This is a genomic window from Micromonospora sp. C28ISP2-4 (assembly GCF_030519385.1).
Lineage (GTDB): Bacteria > Actinomycetota > Actinomycetes > Mycobacteriales > Micromonosporaceae > Micromonospora > Micromonospora tulbaghiae.
Map to the genome: position 1 here is coordinate 521323 of NZ_JAUMKG010000004.1, position 14910 is coordinate 536232.

Sequence of the window (14910 nt, forward strand, 5' to 3'; positions counted from 1 at the left end):
ACGTTTGCCGGTTCGGAGCGCGGCCGGGTCACCAGTCGCGGGCCCAGTCCGGTGGCGGTACGACGGCGAGCTGCGGCTCCCCGCTGATCGGCTCGAGCGCGTGCACGATCCGCAGGTCCCCGTCCGCGGCGGCGTCGGAGTCGGTGAGCACCCGGCCGCTGCTGCCGTCGGCGCTCACCAGCACCCACCGGTCGGGGTGGACGCCGCCGTCGTCGACGAGCGTCCGTACGCCGAACGCGCGGGCGAGGGTGACCGCGAGGTCATGTTCGCGCAGACCGGTGGCGTCGGCCAGTTCGGTGTCGCCGGTCAGGATCCAGCCGAAACCCTCGTCCTCGTCGGGCGGGGTGAGCATCGCCACCGGCCGAGGATCGTCGACGGCCCGGTCCTCGATCCGCCCGACGTACACGGCCTCTGGCGCGACGCCGTACTCCGTCAGCAGGAACCGGCGGAGGGCGTCCGCCGGCAACTCGGCGTCGACGTGGATCCGATACCGCACTCTCTACCCCTCTCCGAGGTCCGCAGGTAACGCGTCACAGTGCTTGCCCCGGCCGCCCGCCGGGGAGTTGGCTGTCGCGTATGGCCCGCATCGCGTACCGCGACGCCGACGCCGAGGCGTTCGCCGCGACCCGGCACCTCACCGACGACGGTCTCACGGCCTGGCGCGCCGCCGCCGCCCGGCACCTCGCCCCGCGCCCGGGGATGCGTCTGCTCGACCTGGGTGCGGGGACCGGCAGCTGGGCGCGCGCGTTCACCGACTGGTTCCCCGACATCGGGGTGGTCGCGGTCGAACCGTCGGCGGCGATGCGCGCCCGCTGTGCGTTCGTGCCGCTCGTAGCAGGCGACGCCGGGCACCTCCCCCTCGCGGATGACAGCGTCGACGGCGCGTGGCTGTCCACGGTCATCCACCACGTCCCCGACCTGGCCGCGACGGCGCGTGAGCTGCGCCGGGTGCTGCGGCCAGGCGCCCCGGTGCTCATCCGGTCCGCCTTCGCCGGACGGCACGAGGCGATCACGCTGTTCGACTACTTCCCGGAGGCGATCCGCGTCCTCGACACGTACCCGAGCATCGCCGACGTCGAGGCCGCCTTCGCCGCCGCCGGCTTCGCCACCGCGGCGGTCGAGGTGGTTCCGCAGGTCACCGCATCCTCGCTGCGGGAGGCGGCGGCCGGCCTGCGCCGGGAGGCGCACACGCCGCTTCAGCTCATCACCGACGCGGAGTACGCCGCCGGCGTCGAGCGGTTGCGGGAGGCAGCAAGGACGGTCGACGGCCCGGTCGTCGACGCCTTGGATCTGCTCGTGCTGCGCTGAAACACGCGGTTAGGGTGGGGCGATGGATCATCGTCAGTGGAGGGTCGTCGGAGCGCCGTCGAGCGCCGGTGCCCACACGCCGGGCATCGAGCGCGCACCCGCCGCCCTGCGCGCCGCGGGCCTGCTCGGCCTGCTGGGCGCCGACGTCGAGGACGCCGGTGACGTGCCGGGCTTCCGGTGGCGGCCGGATCCGGCGTACCCGAGGGGTCAGAACGCGGGCGCGGTGGCCGCCGTCGCCTCGGCGGTGGCCGACCGGGTCGCGGCGGCGGTGCGCCGGGGGCGGGCGCCGCTGGTGCTCGGCGGCGACTGCACGGTGACTGTCGGCCTGGTTGCCGGTTGCGCGCGGGCCGGGCTGTCGCCCGCGCTGGTGTACGTGGACGGCGGGCCGGATCTCTACACGCCGGAGACCCGCGCGAACGGCAACCTGGACGCGATGGGGCTGGCGCACATGCTCGGGTTGCCGGGGACGCTGCCCGAGGTGGCCGGTGTCGGGCCGGCGGTGCCGCTGCTGTCACCGGAGCGCGTGGTGGTGTACGGGGACTCGCTGCCCCGGGGTGACCACGAGCGTGAGCTGGTGGCGGAGCTGGGGATCGCGTACGTGCCGGCCGACGAGGTGCACGCCGACGCGCGGGCGGCGGCACGCCGGGCCCGGTCGGCGGCCGAGGGCGCGGCCGAACGGTTCGTGGTGCACTTCGACGTGGACGTGCTGAGTTTCGTGGACGCGCCGCTGGCGGACGTGCCGGAGCCGTTCGGGCTCAGCCTCGGCGAGGCGGCGGCGACGCTGGCGGAGCTGGTGGCGAGCCCGAAGTTCGCCGGGCTGTCCGTCACCGAGATCAACCCGGACCATCTGCCCGACGACGAGCTGCTCCCCCGGTTCGCCGGCGCGCTGGCCGGGGCGCTGACCGGCCGCTAGGCGGTCTCCGCGAGGTGCAGCGGCAGCACCTTCGCCGCGCTGACCGCCAGGTCACGGTCGAGCACCTGGTCGCGGGGCACGAACACCATCGCCTGTCCCTCGCCGAGCACCACGTCCTCCTGGCGGGCGTCGGTGGCGCCGCGGAAGACGTACACGGTGACGGTGTGCGGAAAGCCGTCCTCGTGCGGACGGGGGCCGCTCCACAGCAGGTGCAGCTCACCGGCGGTCAAGCCGGTCTCCTCGCGTAGCTCGCGCCGGGCGGCCTGCTCCGGCGTCTCGCCGGGCTCGATGCTGCCGCCGGGCAGGCTCCACTGGTACGGGGACACGGGCGCGTTGCCGTCGCGGTGCTGCATGAGGATCGCGCCGGTCGGGTCGACGAGCAGGACGAGGGCGACGTCGTATGCGGCCACGCCCCGAGCCTGCCACGCGGCACCGGCGACGCGCAGTCCCCCACTTTCTGCGATGTCGACCGAAAGTTAGATTCGGGGCACCGAAAGCCATAGACATATGGACATGCCTTTTGTAGCGTCGGCGCACAGGCGACGAAGGAGTGTGACCATGTGCTACGGACATGACGGACACGCCGCGCTGCAAGAGTCACTGGACCGGCGTGGCCTGCTGCGCGGCTCCCTGGCAGCGCTGGCCGGGATCGGGCTCGCCACCGGGCTCGGCGCGACTGCCGCCGAGGCCGGTGGGGCGCACCACCACGGCCGGCGCCCGGTGCCGAAGGAACTGATCAGCCTCCAGCTCTGGACCGTCCGCGACGCGCTCAACGGCACGCCCGGCTACGACGCGACGCTGACGCACCTGGCCCGGATCGGCTACCCGCGGATCGAGCTGGCGCTCGGCTACTTCGGCCGTACCGCGCGGGAGCTGCGCCGGTTCCTGGACGGTATCGGCATCAAGGCCAGTTCCAGCCACGACGGCATCGCCGCCGACGCCACCGCGCTGGAGCAGAAGATCGCGAATGCCCGGACGCTGGGCCAGCGGTTCATGGTGGTGCCGTACCTGAACTCCGACCGCGAGGACGACTGGAAGCGCTGGGCGGAGCAGATGAACGTCGAGGCCGCCGCCGCGCGCAAGGCGGGCCTGCGCTACGGCTACCACAACCACGCGCACGAGTTCACCATCGACTTCGGCAACGGCCGGCGACCGTGGGACGTGCTGACCGAGGAACTCGACCCGCGCCTGGTGCACCTGGAGATCGACATCTACTGGGCGGTCACCGGCGGCATCAACTCCGGCGAGGGCGTCGACGACCCGGAGGGCTTCACGCTCGACGTGATCCGCTCGGCGCCGCAGCGGGTGTTGCAGTACCACGTCAAGGACCGCGACCCGGCCACCGGCGACATGGCCGACCTGGGCACCGGAATGATCGACTTCGCGCGGATCTTCCGGGGGCACCAGGTGATGGAGTACATCGTGGAGAACGACACCCCTGACGTGACGCCGCAGCAGACCGCCGCCGTCGGCTACCGCTACCTGCGCCGCCTGCGGTTCTGACCCTGGCGGGGCACTGATCGCCGCCGGACGTGACACGCTCGGGGAGGGCCGCGCCGACCGAGGGGGTACGCGATGACCGACGAGCCGGACGACGTCCACTACGACCGCCTCTACCGCGGTGCCGAGCGCCCGCCGTGGGAGATCGGCGGCCCGCAGCCGGCGCTCGCCGCGGTCCTCGACACCGCGGTACGCGGCCCGCGCGTGCTCGACGTCGGCTGCGGCACCGGGGAACTGGCGCTCGCGCTGGCCCGCCGCGGCCACGACGTGACCGGTGTCGACATCTCACCGGTGGTGATCGACCGGGCCCGGGCCAAGGCCGCCGCTGCGGGCCTGCCGGTGCGCTTCGAGGTGTGCGACGCGACGGCGATCCCCGTGCCGCCGGTGCCGTACGACTCGGTGTTCGACTCCGGCCTGCTGCACTCGCTTCACCGGCGGGGCGCTGCGGTAGGCGACTACCTGGCGCTGCTGCCACGGCTGACCGCGCCCGGCGGTGCGGTGTTCGTGCTGGCGGTGTCGCCGGAGGCGGGCGAGGGCTGGGGCCTGGACGCGGACACGCTGCGCGCGGCCTTCCCCGCACCGCTCTGGACGCACGTCACTGTCGAGCCGATCGACGTGCACGCCGAGGTCGGCGAGGCAGACCTGCGCCTGGCCGGGAACCTGCTCCGCGCCACCCGCTCCCCTTCCGGTCCGTAGCGCGCCTGGGTGGAACGCCATGGGTGTCATCCGGGGCCGTAGACACCCATGGCGTTCCACCCGCCGGGAAGCGGCGAGCGGCTAACGGCGAACGGCGAGCGGCGAGCGGCGAGCGGCGTCAGCGACGCCAGTGCTGGCGCGGTGCGTAGCCCTCGCGGCGCAGCCAGTGTTCGGTGTAGACGATCCGGTCGGCCTCGATCACGACGAGCGGGTCCTCGGGCGGCTCGGACAGCGACCGGCCGCGCTCGGCGTGCTCGTTCTCCCAGCGGAACGCGGCCCAGTGGCGGGCCCGGTCGGGGTGGTCCGGGCCGAGCACCCGGGCGGTGCCGAACACCTGCGCGCCGCGGCTGCTGGCCAGCCCGACCAGCGGCGCGAAGACGCCGACCGACACCCGGGGATCGGCGGCGATGTTGCGCATCTTCGGCGAGCGCGGCGCGGCGGTGAACATCAGCGTGAAGTCGAGCGGGTAGTAGCGCACCGGTGTGGCAAGCGGCCCGTCCGGCCCGGCTGTGGCGAGCACGCACATGTTCTGCGACGACAGCAGGTTGAGGATGCGTTCCTCCAGGCGGTCCCGGTCCAGCTTCCTCGTCGGCGTCGGACCGGTCAGCCAGGGGTTCGTCAGCGGCACTGAGTGTCCTCGATCATGACGGCACCCTACCGGCCGGGCTCAGGCGACCGGGGCCGTGCTGGCCCGCATCACCACCTCGCCGGGCAGGCGCACGATCCGGCGGCGGCGACCGGCGTTCTCGGTCAGGGCCAGCTTCATCGCCTCCTCGCCGAGCCGGTGCAGCGGCAGCGCCACAGTGGTCAGCGGCGGGGTGAGGTCACGCACGACAGGGATGTCGTCGAAGCCGGCGACCGAGACGTCGCCGGGCACCGACAGCCCGCGGTCGCGCAACGCCGCGTACGCGCCGACGGCCATCACGTCGGTGCACGCGAACACGCAGGTGGCGTCGAGCCCGCGGTCGAGCAGCTCGGTCATCGCCCGGTAGCCGCCGTCGCGGGTGAACGCCGCCTCGGCCACCGCGCCCGGGTCGAGCGCCACACCGGCGGCGGCCAGTTCGTCGCGGAACCCGCCGAGCCGGTCGGCGACGGTGGTCAGCTCGGGCGGGCCGGAGAGCACCGCGAAGCGGCGGTGCCCCAGGCCCAGCAGCGCGCGGGCCAGTTCGGCGGCGCCGGCCCGGTTCTCCGGCAGGACGCTGTCGACCTTCAGGGTGCGGTGCCGGCTGACCACGGCGACCCGGCCGCCGCCGTCGAGGTAGGGCGCCAGCTCGGCGGCCATGGCCCGCTCCCAGCGGGGGTCCTCGAAGCCGGAGCCGATGAGCAGGATCGCCGGTGCGCGTTCGGCGCGCAGCATCGACACGTACGCGATCTCGCGTTCCGGGTCGCGGAACGTGCTGGCCAGCATGACCAGCAGGTCGTTGTCGGCGGCGACGCGCATGACGCCGCCGGCGACGGCGGCGAAGTAGGGGTCGGTGACGTCGTGGCAGACCACGCCGACGCTGCGGCGGGACGCGCCGGCCAGCGCGCGGGCGTGGGCGTTCGGGGTGTACGCGAGGCGTGCGGCGGCGGCCAGGACGCGGTCGTGCAGGTGCGGGGTGACGCGCCGCCCGTTGAGCGCCCGGGAGGCGGTGGCCAGGGATACGTCGGCCGCCCTGGCCACGTCTTCCAGCGTCACGTGCGACATCGATGCGTCTCCCTGCGGAACGTCTTGACCCGGTGTTCCGGCGTGGCTACGGTAGCACCCTGAAAGCGCTTACTGAAAGCGCATTCACCTGCGGGGAGGCCCCAGTGGAACGCACGTCCGTCGGCATCATCCTCAACGGCGTCACCGGCCGGATGGGCTACCGGCAGCACCTCGTCCGGTCCCTGCTCGCCATCCGCGAGCAGGGCGGCGTGCCGGCCCGCGACGGCAGCCGCATCTGGCCCGAGCTGACCCTCGTGGGCCGCGACGAGAACCGGCTCGCCGAGATCGCCGCCCGGCACGGGCTGTCGGCGTACACCACCGACCTGGACGCGGCGCTCGCCGACGACGCCCACCAGATCTACTTCGACGCGCAGGTGACCACGCAGCGGGAGAAGGCGATCCGGGCGGCGATCGAGGCCGGCAAGCACGTCTACACGGAGAAGCCGCTCGCCGAGGGGTTCCTCGCCTCGCTGGAGCTGGCCCGGCTCGCCGCCGCCAAGGGCGTCCGCAACGGCGTCGTGCAGGACAAGTTGTTCCTGCCCGGCCTGCGCAAGCTCAAGCGGCTCGTCGACGGCGGCTTCTTCGGCCGGATCCTGTCGGTGCGCGGCGAGTTCGGCTACTGGGTGTTCGAGGGCGACTGGCAGGCCGCGCAGCGTCCGAGCTGGAACTACCGCGCCGAGGACGGCGGCGGCATCACGCTGGACATGTTCCCGCACTGGCACTACGTGCTGGAGCAGATCATCGCCCCGGTCACCGCCGTCACCGCCGTCACCGCCACGCACATCCCCGAGCGCGTCGACGAGACCGGCGCCCGCTACCGGGCCACCGCCGACGACGCCGCGTACGGCATCTTCGAGCTGGCCGGCGGCGTCGTCGCGCAGATCAACTCCTCCTGGGCGGTCCGCGTGCACCGGGACGAGCTGGTCGAGTTCCAGGTCGACGGCACGCACGGCAGCGCTGTGGCCGGGCTGCGCGACTGCCGCATCCAGCACCGGGGCGCCACCCCGATGCCGGTGTGGAACCCCGACCTTCCGGCCACCGAGCCGTTCCGCGCGCAGTGGCAGACGGTGCCGGACAACGGCGACCACGACAACGCGTTCAAGGTGCAGTGGGAGGCGTTCCTGCGCCACGTCGTCGACGACGAGCCGTTCCCCTGGGACTTCCTCGCCGGCGCCCGCGGCGTGCAACTGGCCGAGGCCGGTCTGCGCTCGGCCCGCGAGGGGCGGCGGGTGACGATCGAGGAGATCCCCCGGTGAGCGCACGCATCACGCTGCCCGTTCCGGGCGGCGGCACCGAGCGGCTGACGCTGCGCGAACCCCCCGCCTGGCACCGGCCGGCCGGGCCACCGGCGACCCGGATCGCGTACGCGGCGGCGCACGTCGTCGCCGACCCGTACGCCGACAACTCCCCCGGCCGCCCGGCGCGCCTGGACTGGGACGCGACGCTCGCGGTGCGGCGTGACCTGTGGTCGTGGGGCCTGGGCGTGGCCGAGGCGATGGACACCGCGCAGCGCGGGATGGGGCTGGACTGGGCGGCCACCCGCGAACTGATCCTGCGCAGCGCCGCCGAGGCCGCCGCCTGCGGCGGACGCATCGTCGCCGGGGCCGGCACCGACCAGCTCACCGGCGCGCCCGGCACGCTCGACGAGGTCGTCGCCGCGTACGCCGAGCAGGTCGCGGCGGTCCAGGAGTACGGCGCCACGCCGGTGCTGATGGCCAGCCGGCACCTCGCCGCGCTCGCCACCGGCCCCGACGACTACCTGCGCGTCTACGAGCGGGTGCTGCGGGAGGCCGGCGCGCCGGTGGTGCTGCACTGGCTCGGCGACATGTTCGACCCGGCGCTGTCCGGCTACTGGGGCTCGACCGACCTGGACGAGGCCACCGCGACGTTCGCCGCGCTGGTGCACGCCCACGCCGATCTGGTCGACGGGGTGAAGGTGTCGCTGCTGGACGCCGGCCGGGAGGTGCGGCTCCGGGAACTGCTGCCATCCGCGGTGAAGGTCTACACCGGCGACGACTACCACTACCCGGAGCTGATCGAGGGCGACGGGAAGCGGTTCAGCCACGCCCTGCTCGGCGCGTTCGCGGCCATCGCCCCGGCCGCGTCGGCCGCGCTGGGACGACTCGACGCGGACGACAGGGCCGGGTTCCGGGCGATCCTCGACCCGACGGTGCCGCTGTCCCGGCACCTGTTCGCCCCGCCCACGCCGTACTACAAGACCGGCATCGCGTTCCTGTCCTGGCTGAACGGGCGGCAGCCCGGCTTCACCATGGTCGGCGGCCTGCACGGCGGTCGCGGCGTCCCGCACCTGGTCGAGGCGTTCCGGCTGGCCGACGCCGCCGGGCTGCTGCGCGACCCGGAGCTGGCGGCGCGGCGGATGCGCGCGTACCTGGACGTCGCGGGCGTGGCCGGATGACCGCCGACCCCCGGCTGGCGAAGCTGTCGCTCAACCAGCGCACCACGCAGCGCTGGTCGGTGGCGGAGGTGGTCGACGGGTGCGTCCGCGCCGGCATTCCGGCGATCGGGCTGTGGCGCGAACCGGTGGCCGAGATCGGCGTACCGGCGGCCGCGCGGCTCGTCGCCGACGCCGGGCTGCGGGTGTCGTCGCTGTGCCGGGGCGGGTTCCTCACCGCCGACGACGACGCCGGACGGGCCGAGGCCCTGGCCGACAACCGCCGCGCGATCGACGAGGCCGCCGCGCTGGACGCCGCCTGCCTGGTACTGGTCGTCGGCGGCCTGCCACCCGGCTCCCGCGACCTGGCCGGTGCGAGGCTGCGGGTCGCCGACGCGCTGGCCGAACTGGCGCCGTACGCCGCCGAGCGCGGGGTACGGCTCGCGCTGGAGCCGCTGCACCCGATGTACTGCGCCGACCGGGCGGTGCTGTCCACGCTCGGGCAGGCGCTCGACCTGGCCGAGGCGTTCCCGGCCGAGCAGGTCGGCGTCGTGGTGGACACGTTCCACGTCTGGTGGGATCCGGACGTGTGGCGGCAGATCGCCCGCGCCGGAACGCGGATCGCGAGCTTCCAGGTGTGCGACTTCCTCACCCCGCTGCCGGCCGACGTGCTGCTCGGCCGCGGCATGATGGGCGACGGGCACATCGACTTCCCGCCGCTGCGCCGCGCGGTGGAGGCCGCCGGGTACTCAGGCGACGTCGAGGTGGAGATCTTCAACGCCGAGGTGTGGGCCACCGACCCGGACCGGGTCCTCGCCACCATGACCGCCCGGTACGTGGATCGGGTGCTCGCCGACTGACCCAGCGTGACGAGTCCGGCCTGTCGGATGAATCAGGTGGCCGCTCCCCCGGCTCCGGGGGCAGGATCGGGATCATGGCATCACCGCTCATCACCACTCCGATCACCTCCGACCTGCTGCGCGGCGCGCTCGACCTGGAACACACGGCGGACGGGGTGCTGCCGCACCGGCTGCCCGCGTGGGCCCGGGCGCAGAACACCGACCCGCAGCTGGCGACGGCGGAGGCCATGCCCTCGGGCGTACGGCTGGTCTTCCGTACCCGCGCCACCGTCGTCGAGCTGGACGTGCTGCCCACGAAGATGGTCTACCGGGGCACCGGGCCGCGCCCCGACGGCCGCTACGACCTGGTCGTCGACGGCCGCCCGGCCGGTCAGGCCACCGCCGGCGGCGGCAAGGTGCTCACCATCGACCTGGCCACCGGCACGTCCGGCATCGAGCCGGGGCCGGTCGGCACGGTGCGCTTCACCGACCTGCCCGCCACCGACAAGGAGGTGGTGATCTGGCTGCCGCACCGGGAGATCACCGAGCTGGTGGCGCTGCGCACGGACGCGCCGGTCGAGCCGGCCGGCACGGGTGGCCGCCGGGTGTGGCTGCACCACGGCAGCTCGATCAGCCACGGCTCGGACGCGGAGAGCCCCACCGGCACCTGGCCGGCGGTGGCCGCCACGCTCGCCGGCGTGGAGCTGGTCAACCTCGGGTTCAGCGGCAGCGCGCTGCTCGACCCGTTCACCGCCCGGGCGATGCGCGACACCCCGGCCGACCTGATCAGCGTCAAGATCGGCATCAACGTGGTGAACAGCGACCTGATGCGGCTACGCGCGTTCGGCCCCGCCGTGCACGGCTTCCTGGACACCATCCGGGAGGGGCATCCGGAAACCCCGCTGCTGGTCGTGTCGTCGATCCTGTGCCCCATCCAGGAGGACACACCCGGGCCGGGCGCTGTCGAGTTCGTCGACGGGCGGGTGCGGTTCCGGGCCACCGGCGACCCCGCCGAGGTGGCCACCGGCCGGCTCACGCTGCGCGTCATCCGGGCCGAGCTGGCCCGGATCGTGGCGTCCCGGGCCGGCGCGGACCCGAACCTGCACTACCTCGACGGGCTGGAGCTGTACGGCGAGGCCGACTACGCCGAACTGCCGCTGCCGGACGAGCTGCACCCCGACCCGGCCGCCGACCGTCGCATCGGCGAGCGGTTCGCCGCGCTGGCGTTCGGGCCGAAGGGACCGTTCGCCGCATCGGAGTGACTGATCGCCTCCCACGGCGTGGTGTGACCCAGGTCACGCCACGCCGTGATCCGTCGGAGGGGCCGTGAACGACCATCTAGGCGTGGGAGGAAGCCAACAGGACGAGGAGCGGCTGCTGCGGCGGGTCGCACGCGCCGACCTGGACGCGTTCGACGAGCTGTACCGGCGTACGTCGCCGTGGCTCGCGATCCGGCTGCGGCGGCGGTGCGCCGACGACGGCATCGTCGCCGAGGTCCTCCAGGACACGTACCTGACGGTGTGGCGGGCCGCCGGCTCGTTCAGCGGACTCCGGCCCTCCGGTGGCGCGGACGCGCCCGGTGGCTCGGCCGCCGGCTGGATCTGGACCATCGCGGCCCGACGCCTGGTCGACGCGCTGCGCCGCCGCGCCCGCGTACAGGAGGTGCCGACCGACGTGCTGCCGGTACGCAGCGCCCCGGCCGCCGAGGACGAGGCGCTCGCCGGGTCGTTCGGCTCGGAGGTGGGCGCCGCGCTGGACGCCCTCGCACCGGAGCTGCGGGCGGTGCTGGCCGCCATGGTCCTGGACGGGCTGACCGTCCGGGAGACCTCCGTCCTGCTGGGGGTGCCGGAGGGCACCGTGAAGAGCCGGGCGCGGCGTGCCCGCAACGCGCTACGGGAGGCACTGGCATGACCGCACACGTTCCCCCCTCGGCCCTGACCGCGTACGCCGCGGGCAGCCCCGACGACGCCACCACCTGGACCATCGAGGTGCACCTCGAAGGCTGCGCCGAGTGCCGCGACCGGCTCGGCGAGCTGGCCGCCCCGCCGCTGCGGGCGCTGCTCGGCGACACCCGGGAGGCGATCCTCGAACAGGCCCGCACCGGGCCGCGACCGGTGCGCCGGCGCCCGCTTCGGCAGTGGTGGCTGCGCTGGACCGACTGGTCACTGCTGGCCTGGGCGGCCATGACCTGCACGGCGGTACTCGCCGCGGTGCTGCTCGACCGCAACTACCCCGACCAGCCCTCGGCGGTGCTGCTGCTGGCACCGGTGGCGCCGCTCGCCGGGCTCGCGGTGGCCTGGTCCCGCCGCGCCAACCCGAACTGGGAGGTGGTCGCCGGCACCGCCCGCGCCGGGCTGGAACTACTGCTGCGCCGTACCCTCGCGGTTCTGCTCCTGGTGGCACCCGTGCTCGCGGTGGCCGGGCTGTCGGTCGGCCGCAACCCCGCGCTGTGGCTGCTGCCCTGCCTGACGTTCACCGCGGCGACGCTGCTGCTCGGCAGCCGCGTCGGCGTGCCGCTGGCCGCCGCCGTCCTCGGCGGCGGCTGGCTCGCGGCGGTCGCGGCCGTGTCGTTCACCGGCGACGCCGACGCGGCCCGCGCCGCCGCCGCGACCGAGGCCCTGCTCCGGCCCGCCACCATGCCCGCCTGGGCGACGGCCGCCGTCGTGCTCACAGTGCTGACCGCGCTGCGTGCCGAACACCTGCGGCGGCCCGCCGGCTGACGCCGGCCCCGGAACCACGCCACGGCGCCCCGGCGGCGCCGCGGACCACCCTGCCCCGAGAAGGAGACGACATTGGTACGCGCAGTGAGCGCCGACGAGGTGGCGCCGACCCGGCACGCCTGGCGGATCGAGGCGGTGGGACTGTCGGTGAAAGCCGGGCGGCACCTCGCAGTCGACAACCTCGGCCTGACGCTCGGCACCGGCGTGCACGGGCTGCTCGGCCCGAACGGCGCCGGCAAGAGCACGCTGATGCGCGCGCTCGCCACTGTGGTCAAGCCACACGCCGGTGTGCTGCGCCTGCTCGGCGCGGACGCCGCCACGACCCGTGAGCTGCGCCCGGTGCGCCGCCGGCTCGGCTACCTGCCACAGCAGTTCGGCTACTACCCCCGGTTCACCGTCCGGGAGTACGTCGAGTACGTGGCCTGGCTGCGGGAGATGCCCGCGTCGGCCGTGCCGGCCGCCGCCCAGCGGGCCATCGACCGGGTACGCCTCACCGACCGGGCCGACGCCAAGCTCAAGTCGCTGTCCGGCGGCATGCTGCGCCGGGCCGGCATCGCCCAGGCGATCGTGAACGAACCGGAGCTGCTGCTCCTCGACGAACCGACAGTCGGCCTGGACCCGGAGCAACGGGTCGAGTTCCGCGAGCTGATCCGCGAACTCGGCGCGGACGCCTGCGTGCTGGTCTCCACACACCTGGTGGAGGACGTGGTGGCGGCCTGTTCCGACGTCATCCTGATGGACCACGGCACCCGTGTGTTCCAGGGCCTGCCCGCCGACCTGGTCCGCCACGGCGAGACCGGCGGTGTCGGCGACAGCGCCGCCGAGCGCGGCTACTCGTACCTCCTCAAGCAGCACCGGAGGGCGTGATGATCCGACAGGTCCGTATCGAACTGCGCCGCTCCAACGCGCCTGCGGTGGCGGTGCTGCTCCTCGCCATCGGGATCCTCGGCGTCGCGAGCATGTACAGCTTCTGGCAGGGGCAGTGGCTGCGGCTCGGCTACGTGCACACCTCCGCCATGTTCCTCCTGACGCCGCTCGCGCTGGCCGGCGGCGCGGTGCTGGGCCGCCGGGACCGGCGCACCCGCGCCCACGAGCTGATGAGCAGCACCGGCCGGCCCCGCTGGCAGCGCGCGCTGCCGGCGATGACAGCGCTCGGCGTCGCCGTCGCGGCCGCGCACCTGCTGGTGATCGCCGCCGGCGCGGTCCTGCTCGCCGCCGGTGGCGCCTACCTCGGCGTACGCGGACTCGCCGGTCCCCTGGTCGACGTGCTGGTGCTCGTCGGCGCGGCCTGGTGCGGCACGGCCGTCGGCCGCCTGTGGTCCTCACCGCTGCTGCCCCCGCTGCTGGCCGCCGCCGCGCTGGTGGCGCAGGAGGGCACGTCCCTGGTCGCCGGGGCGGGAAGTCGGCTGGCGAACGTGTCCCTCATGATCAGCTGGCCGCCGGACACGCCGTGGGAGACGCTGTCGGACCGGCTGCTGCTGAGCCGGGTGGCGCTGGGCGCCGGGCTGGTGCTCGCCGGCCTGCTGCTGGCGGCGGGTCGGTCGTGGCCGACCCGGGCCGGCGCGCTCGCGGGCCTCGCCGGCGGCGTCGCGGGTCTCGTGCTGATCGGCGTGCCCGGCCCGGCGGGGATCTGGCAGCTCGACGCGGGAGCGCGCCGGTACGTCTGCGCCGACGGCGCGCCGCAGGTGTGCGTCACCGCCGTGAACGCGCACCTGCTGCCCGAGGTCACCACCGAGGCCCGCCGAGGGCTGCGCGCCCTGGCGAAGCTGCCGGACGCGCCGGCCCGCGCGGTGGAACTGCGGCTGGACACCATCGGCAGCAGCGACAGCGAGCAGTGGCACCGGCCGAAGCCCGTACCCGGCACAGTGCAGTTCCTCCTCGAGGTCGACCCGGACACCGGCCGGGCCGCGGACGTGGCCGAGCGCATCGCCCTGGGCGGCGGCACCATGTGGTCCGGCTGCGGGCGCAGCGGCGACGACATAGCCCCGGCGATCGTCGCGGCCTGGCTGCTGGACACCGAGACCGTACGGCTGTGGGACTCCTGGACCGGATACCGGTACGCCGACGAGCAGCAGGAGGAGATCCGGGCCGGCGTGCGGCAACTGCGCGCGCTCCCCGAGCCGGAGCAGCTGCGGCGGGTCACCGCGCTGCGGGACGCGGCCGCGCGCTGCGAGCCGGACCTGATGCCGGCGCTCACCGGGCGGGCCGCACCGTGAGCCGCTGGTTGCCGCTGTACGTGCGGTCCCGCCGGCTACCCGCCGCCCTGGCCGGATCCGCGGTCGCGGTCGCCGTGATGGCAGTCGCCTGGTCCGCCTTCACCGACCGCCCCGAGGTGCCCGCCGGCCTCGCCGTGCTCACCACCGCGCTGGCGGTGGCGCCGCTCGGGCCGACGCTCGCCGGCACCGACCCGGCGCTGGAGGGGACCGCCGCGTGGGCCTGGCCGCCGCGCCGGGCCGGGCACCTGCTCGCGTACGGCGCGGCGGTGGTCGGAATGCTGGCCGCCGCCCGCGTTCTCGGCGCCGACTTCGGACCGCTGTCCGTACTGGCCCGCAACACGGCCGGACTGATCGGGCTGGTCGGCCTCGGCGCCGCGCTGGCCGGTGCGCGGGCCGCCTGGCAGGTGCCGACCGCCTGGGCCGCGCTGGGCGCGTTCCTGGCCGCACCGGGCGGGCCGGAATGGCGGCAGGCCGCGCTGTGGATGGCGCAGGAACCGGCCAACCGGATCGCCGCGGTCACCGCCGCGACGTTCCTCCTCGGCGGGGTGGCCGCGTACGCGCTGCGGGTGGGGCCGCAGGTCGCGGCGGCCGAGGCGGCACTGGAACAGTGAGGGAACCGGGCCTCGGCGCACTCGTGGG

17 protein-coding genes are annotated in these 14910 nt (G+C 74.7%); 13 read left to right on the forward strand and 4 right to left on the reverse strand.

Annotated elements, in window-relative coordinates:
* Positions 1-28: 28 nt before the first annotated feature.
* Positions 29-496, reverse strand: a complete 468-nt coding sequence (locus Q3W68_RS18680; protein ID WP_302906644.1) for a hypothetical protein — start codon at positions 494-496, stop codon at positions 29-31.
* 80 nt (positions 497-576) lie between these two features.
* Between Q3W68_RS18680 and Q3W68_RS18685 the strand changes: the two genes are divergently transcribed.
* On the forward strand, positions 577-1308 hold the full coding sequence (locus Q3W68_RS18685) for a class I SAM-dependent methyltransferase (protein WP_302906645.1): 732 nt from the start codon (positions 577-579) through the stop codon (positions 1306-1308).
* A gap of 22 nt (positions 1309-1330) precedes the next feature.
* The gene (locus Q3W68_RS18690) at positions 1331-2221 is read left to right on the forward strand and encodes an arginase family protein (protein WP_302906646.1); all 891 of its coding nucleotides are present in this window, start codon (positions 1331-1333) and stop codon (positions 2219-2221) included.
* On the opposite strand, the gene Q3W68_RS18695 is transcribed toward Q3W68_RS18690, so the two are convergent.
* Positions 2218-2631, reverse strand: a complete 414-nt coding sequence (locus Q3W68_RS18695; protein WP_302906647.1) for an NUDIX domain-containing protein — start codon at positions 2629-2631, stop codon at positions 2218-2220. The genes Q3W68_RS18690 and Q3W68_RS18695 overlap by 4 nt on opposite strands.
* A 148-nt stretch (positions 2632-2779) precedes the next feature.
* Here Q3W68_RS18695 and Q3W68_RS18700 point away from each other — a divergent pair, with 148 nt between their 5' ends.
* Together Q3W68_RS18700 and Q3W68_RS18705 are read left to right on the forward strand one after the other, a co-directional pair.
* Positions 2780-3724, forward strand: coding sequence for a sugar phosphate isomerase/epimerase (locus tag Q3W68_RS18700; RefSeq protein WP_302906648.1), 945 nt, complete (start codon positions 2780-2782; stop codon positions 3722-3724).
* Positions 3725-3796: 72 nt separating this feature from the next.
* A complete protein-coding gene (locus tag Q3W68_RS18705; RefSeq protein ID WP_302906649.1) occupies positions 3797-4417 on the forward strand; it encodes a bifunctional 2-polyprenyl-6-hydroxyphenol methylase/3-demethylubiquinol 3-O-methyltransferase UbiG in 621 nt (206 codons plus the stop codon).
* Between the two features lie 118 nt (positions 4418-4535).
* Here Q3W68_RS18705 and Q3W68_RS18710 read toward each other — a convergent pair whose 3' ends face one another.
* Both Q3W68_RS18710 and Q3W68_RS18715 read right to left on the reverse strand, forming a co-directional pair.
* Entirely contained in the window at positions 4536-5045 is a 510-nt protein-coding gene (locus tag Q3W68_RS18710; RefSeq protein WP_030272429.1) for a pyridoxamine 5'-phosphate oxidase family protein, read from the reverse strand.
* A gap of 39 nt (positions 5046-5084) precedes the next feature.
* Positions 5085-6104 (reverse strand): LacI family DNA-binding transcriptional regulator, encoded by a 1020-nt coding sequence (locus tag Q3W68_RS18715; RefSeq protein WP_184976545.1) that lies wholly within the window; start codon positions 6102-6104, stop codon positions 5085-5087.
* Between the two features lie 104 nt (positions 6105-6208).
* Between Q3W68_RS18715 and Q3W68_RS18720 the strand changes: the two genes are divergently transcribed.
* From Q3W68_RS18720 to Q3W68_RS18760, 9 genes are all read left to right on the forward strand, one after another.
* Positions 6209-7360 (forward strand): Gfo/Idh/MocA family protein, encoded by a 1152-nt coding sequence (locus Q3W68_RS18720; protein WP_302906650.1) that lies wholly within the window; start codon positions 6209-6211, stop codon positions 7358-7360.
* Positions 7357-8520 carry a dihydrodipicolinate synthase family protein gene (locus Q3W68_RS18725; RefSeq protein WP_302906651.1) on the forward strand — a complete coding sequence of 388 codons (1164 nt, stop codon included), beginning with the start codon at positions 7357-7359 and terminating at the stop codon, positions 8518-8520. Before Q3W68_RS18720 ends, Q3W68_RS18725 begins: the two co-directional genes overlap by 4 nt.
* Positions 8517-9356 carry a sugar phosphate isomerase/epimerase gene (locus Q3W68_RS18730; protein WP_302906652.1) on the forward strand — a complete coding sequence of 280 codons (840 nt, stop codon included), beginning with the start codon at positions 8517-8519 and terminating at the stop codon, positions 9354-9356. The genes Q3W68_RS18725 and Q3W68_RS18730 overlap by 4 nt, the downstream gene beginning before the upstream one ends.
* Before the next feature lie 74 nt (positions 9357-9430).
* The gene (locus tag Q3W68_RS18735) at positions 9431-10597 is read left to right on the forward strand and encodes an SGNH/GDSL hydrolase family protein (RefSeq protein ID WP_302906653.1); all 1167 of its coding nucleotides are present in this window, start codon (positions 9431-9433) and stop codon (positions 10595-10597) included.
* Between the two features lie 64 nt (positions 10598-10661).
* On the forward strand, positions 10662-11246 hold the full coding sequence (locus Q3W68_RS18740) for an RNA polymerase sigma factor (protein ID WP_128138979.1): 585 nt from the start codon (positions 10662-10664) through the stop codon (positions 11244-11246).
* On the forward strand, positions 11243-12055 hold the full coding sequence (locus Q3W68_RS18745; RefSeq protein ID WP_302906654.1) for a zf-HC2 domain-containing protein: 813 nt from the start codon (positions 11243-11245) through the stop codon (positions 12053-12055). The genes Q3W68_RS18740 and Q3W68_RS18745 overlap by 4 nt, the downstream gene beginning before the upstream one ends.
* A gap of 72 nt (positions 12056-12127) precedes the next feature.
* The gene (locus Q3W68_RS18750) at positions 12128-12922 is read left to right on the forward strand and encodes an ABC transporter ATP-binding protein (RefSeq protein ID WP_302906655.1); all 795 of its coding nucleotides are present in this window, start codon (positions 12128-12130) and stop codon (positions 12920-12922) included.
* Positions 12922-14271 carry a hypothetical protein gene (locus Q3W68_RS18755; RefSeq protein WP_302906656.1) on the forward strand — a complete coding sequence of 450 codons (1350 nt, stop codon included), beginning with the start codon at positions 12922-12924 and terminating at the stop codon, positions 14269-14271. The genes Q3W68_RS18750 and Q3W68_RS18755 overlap by 1 nt, the downstream gene beginning before the upstream one ends.
* Entirely contained in the window at positions 14268-14882 is a 615-nt protein-coding gene (locus tag Q3W68_RS18760) for a hypothetical protein (RefSeq protein WP_302906657.1), read from the forward strand. Before Q3W68_RS18755 ends, Q3W68_RS18760 begins: the two co-directional genes overlap by 4 nt.
* Positions 14883-14910 lie beyond the last annotated feature (28 nt).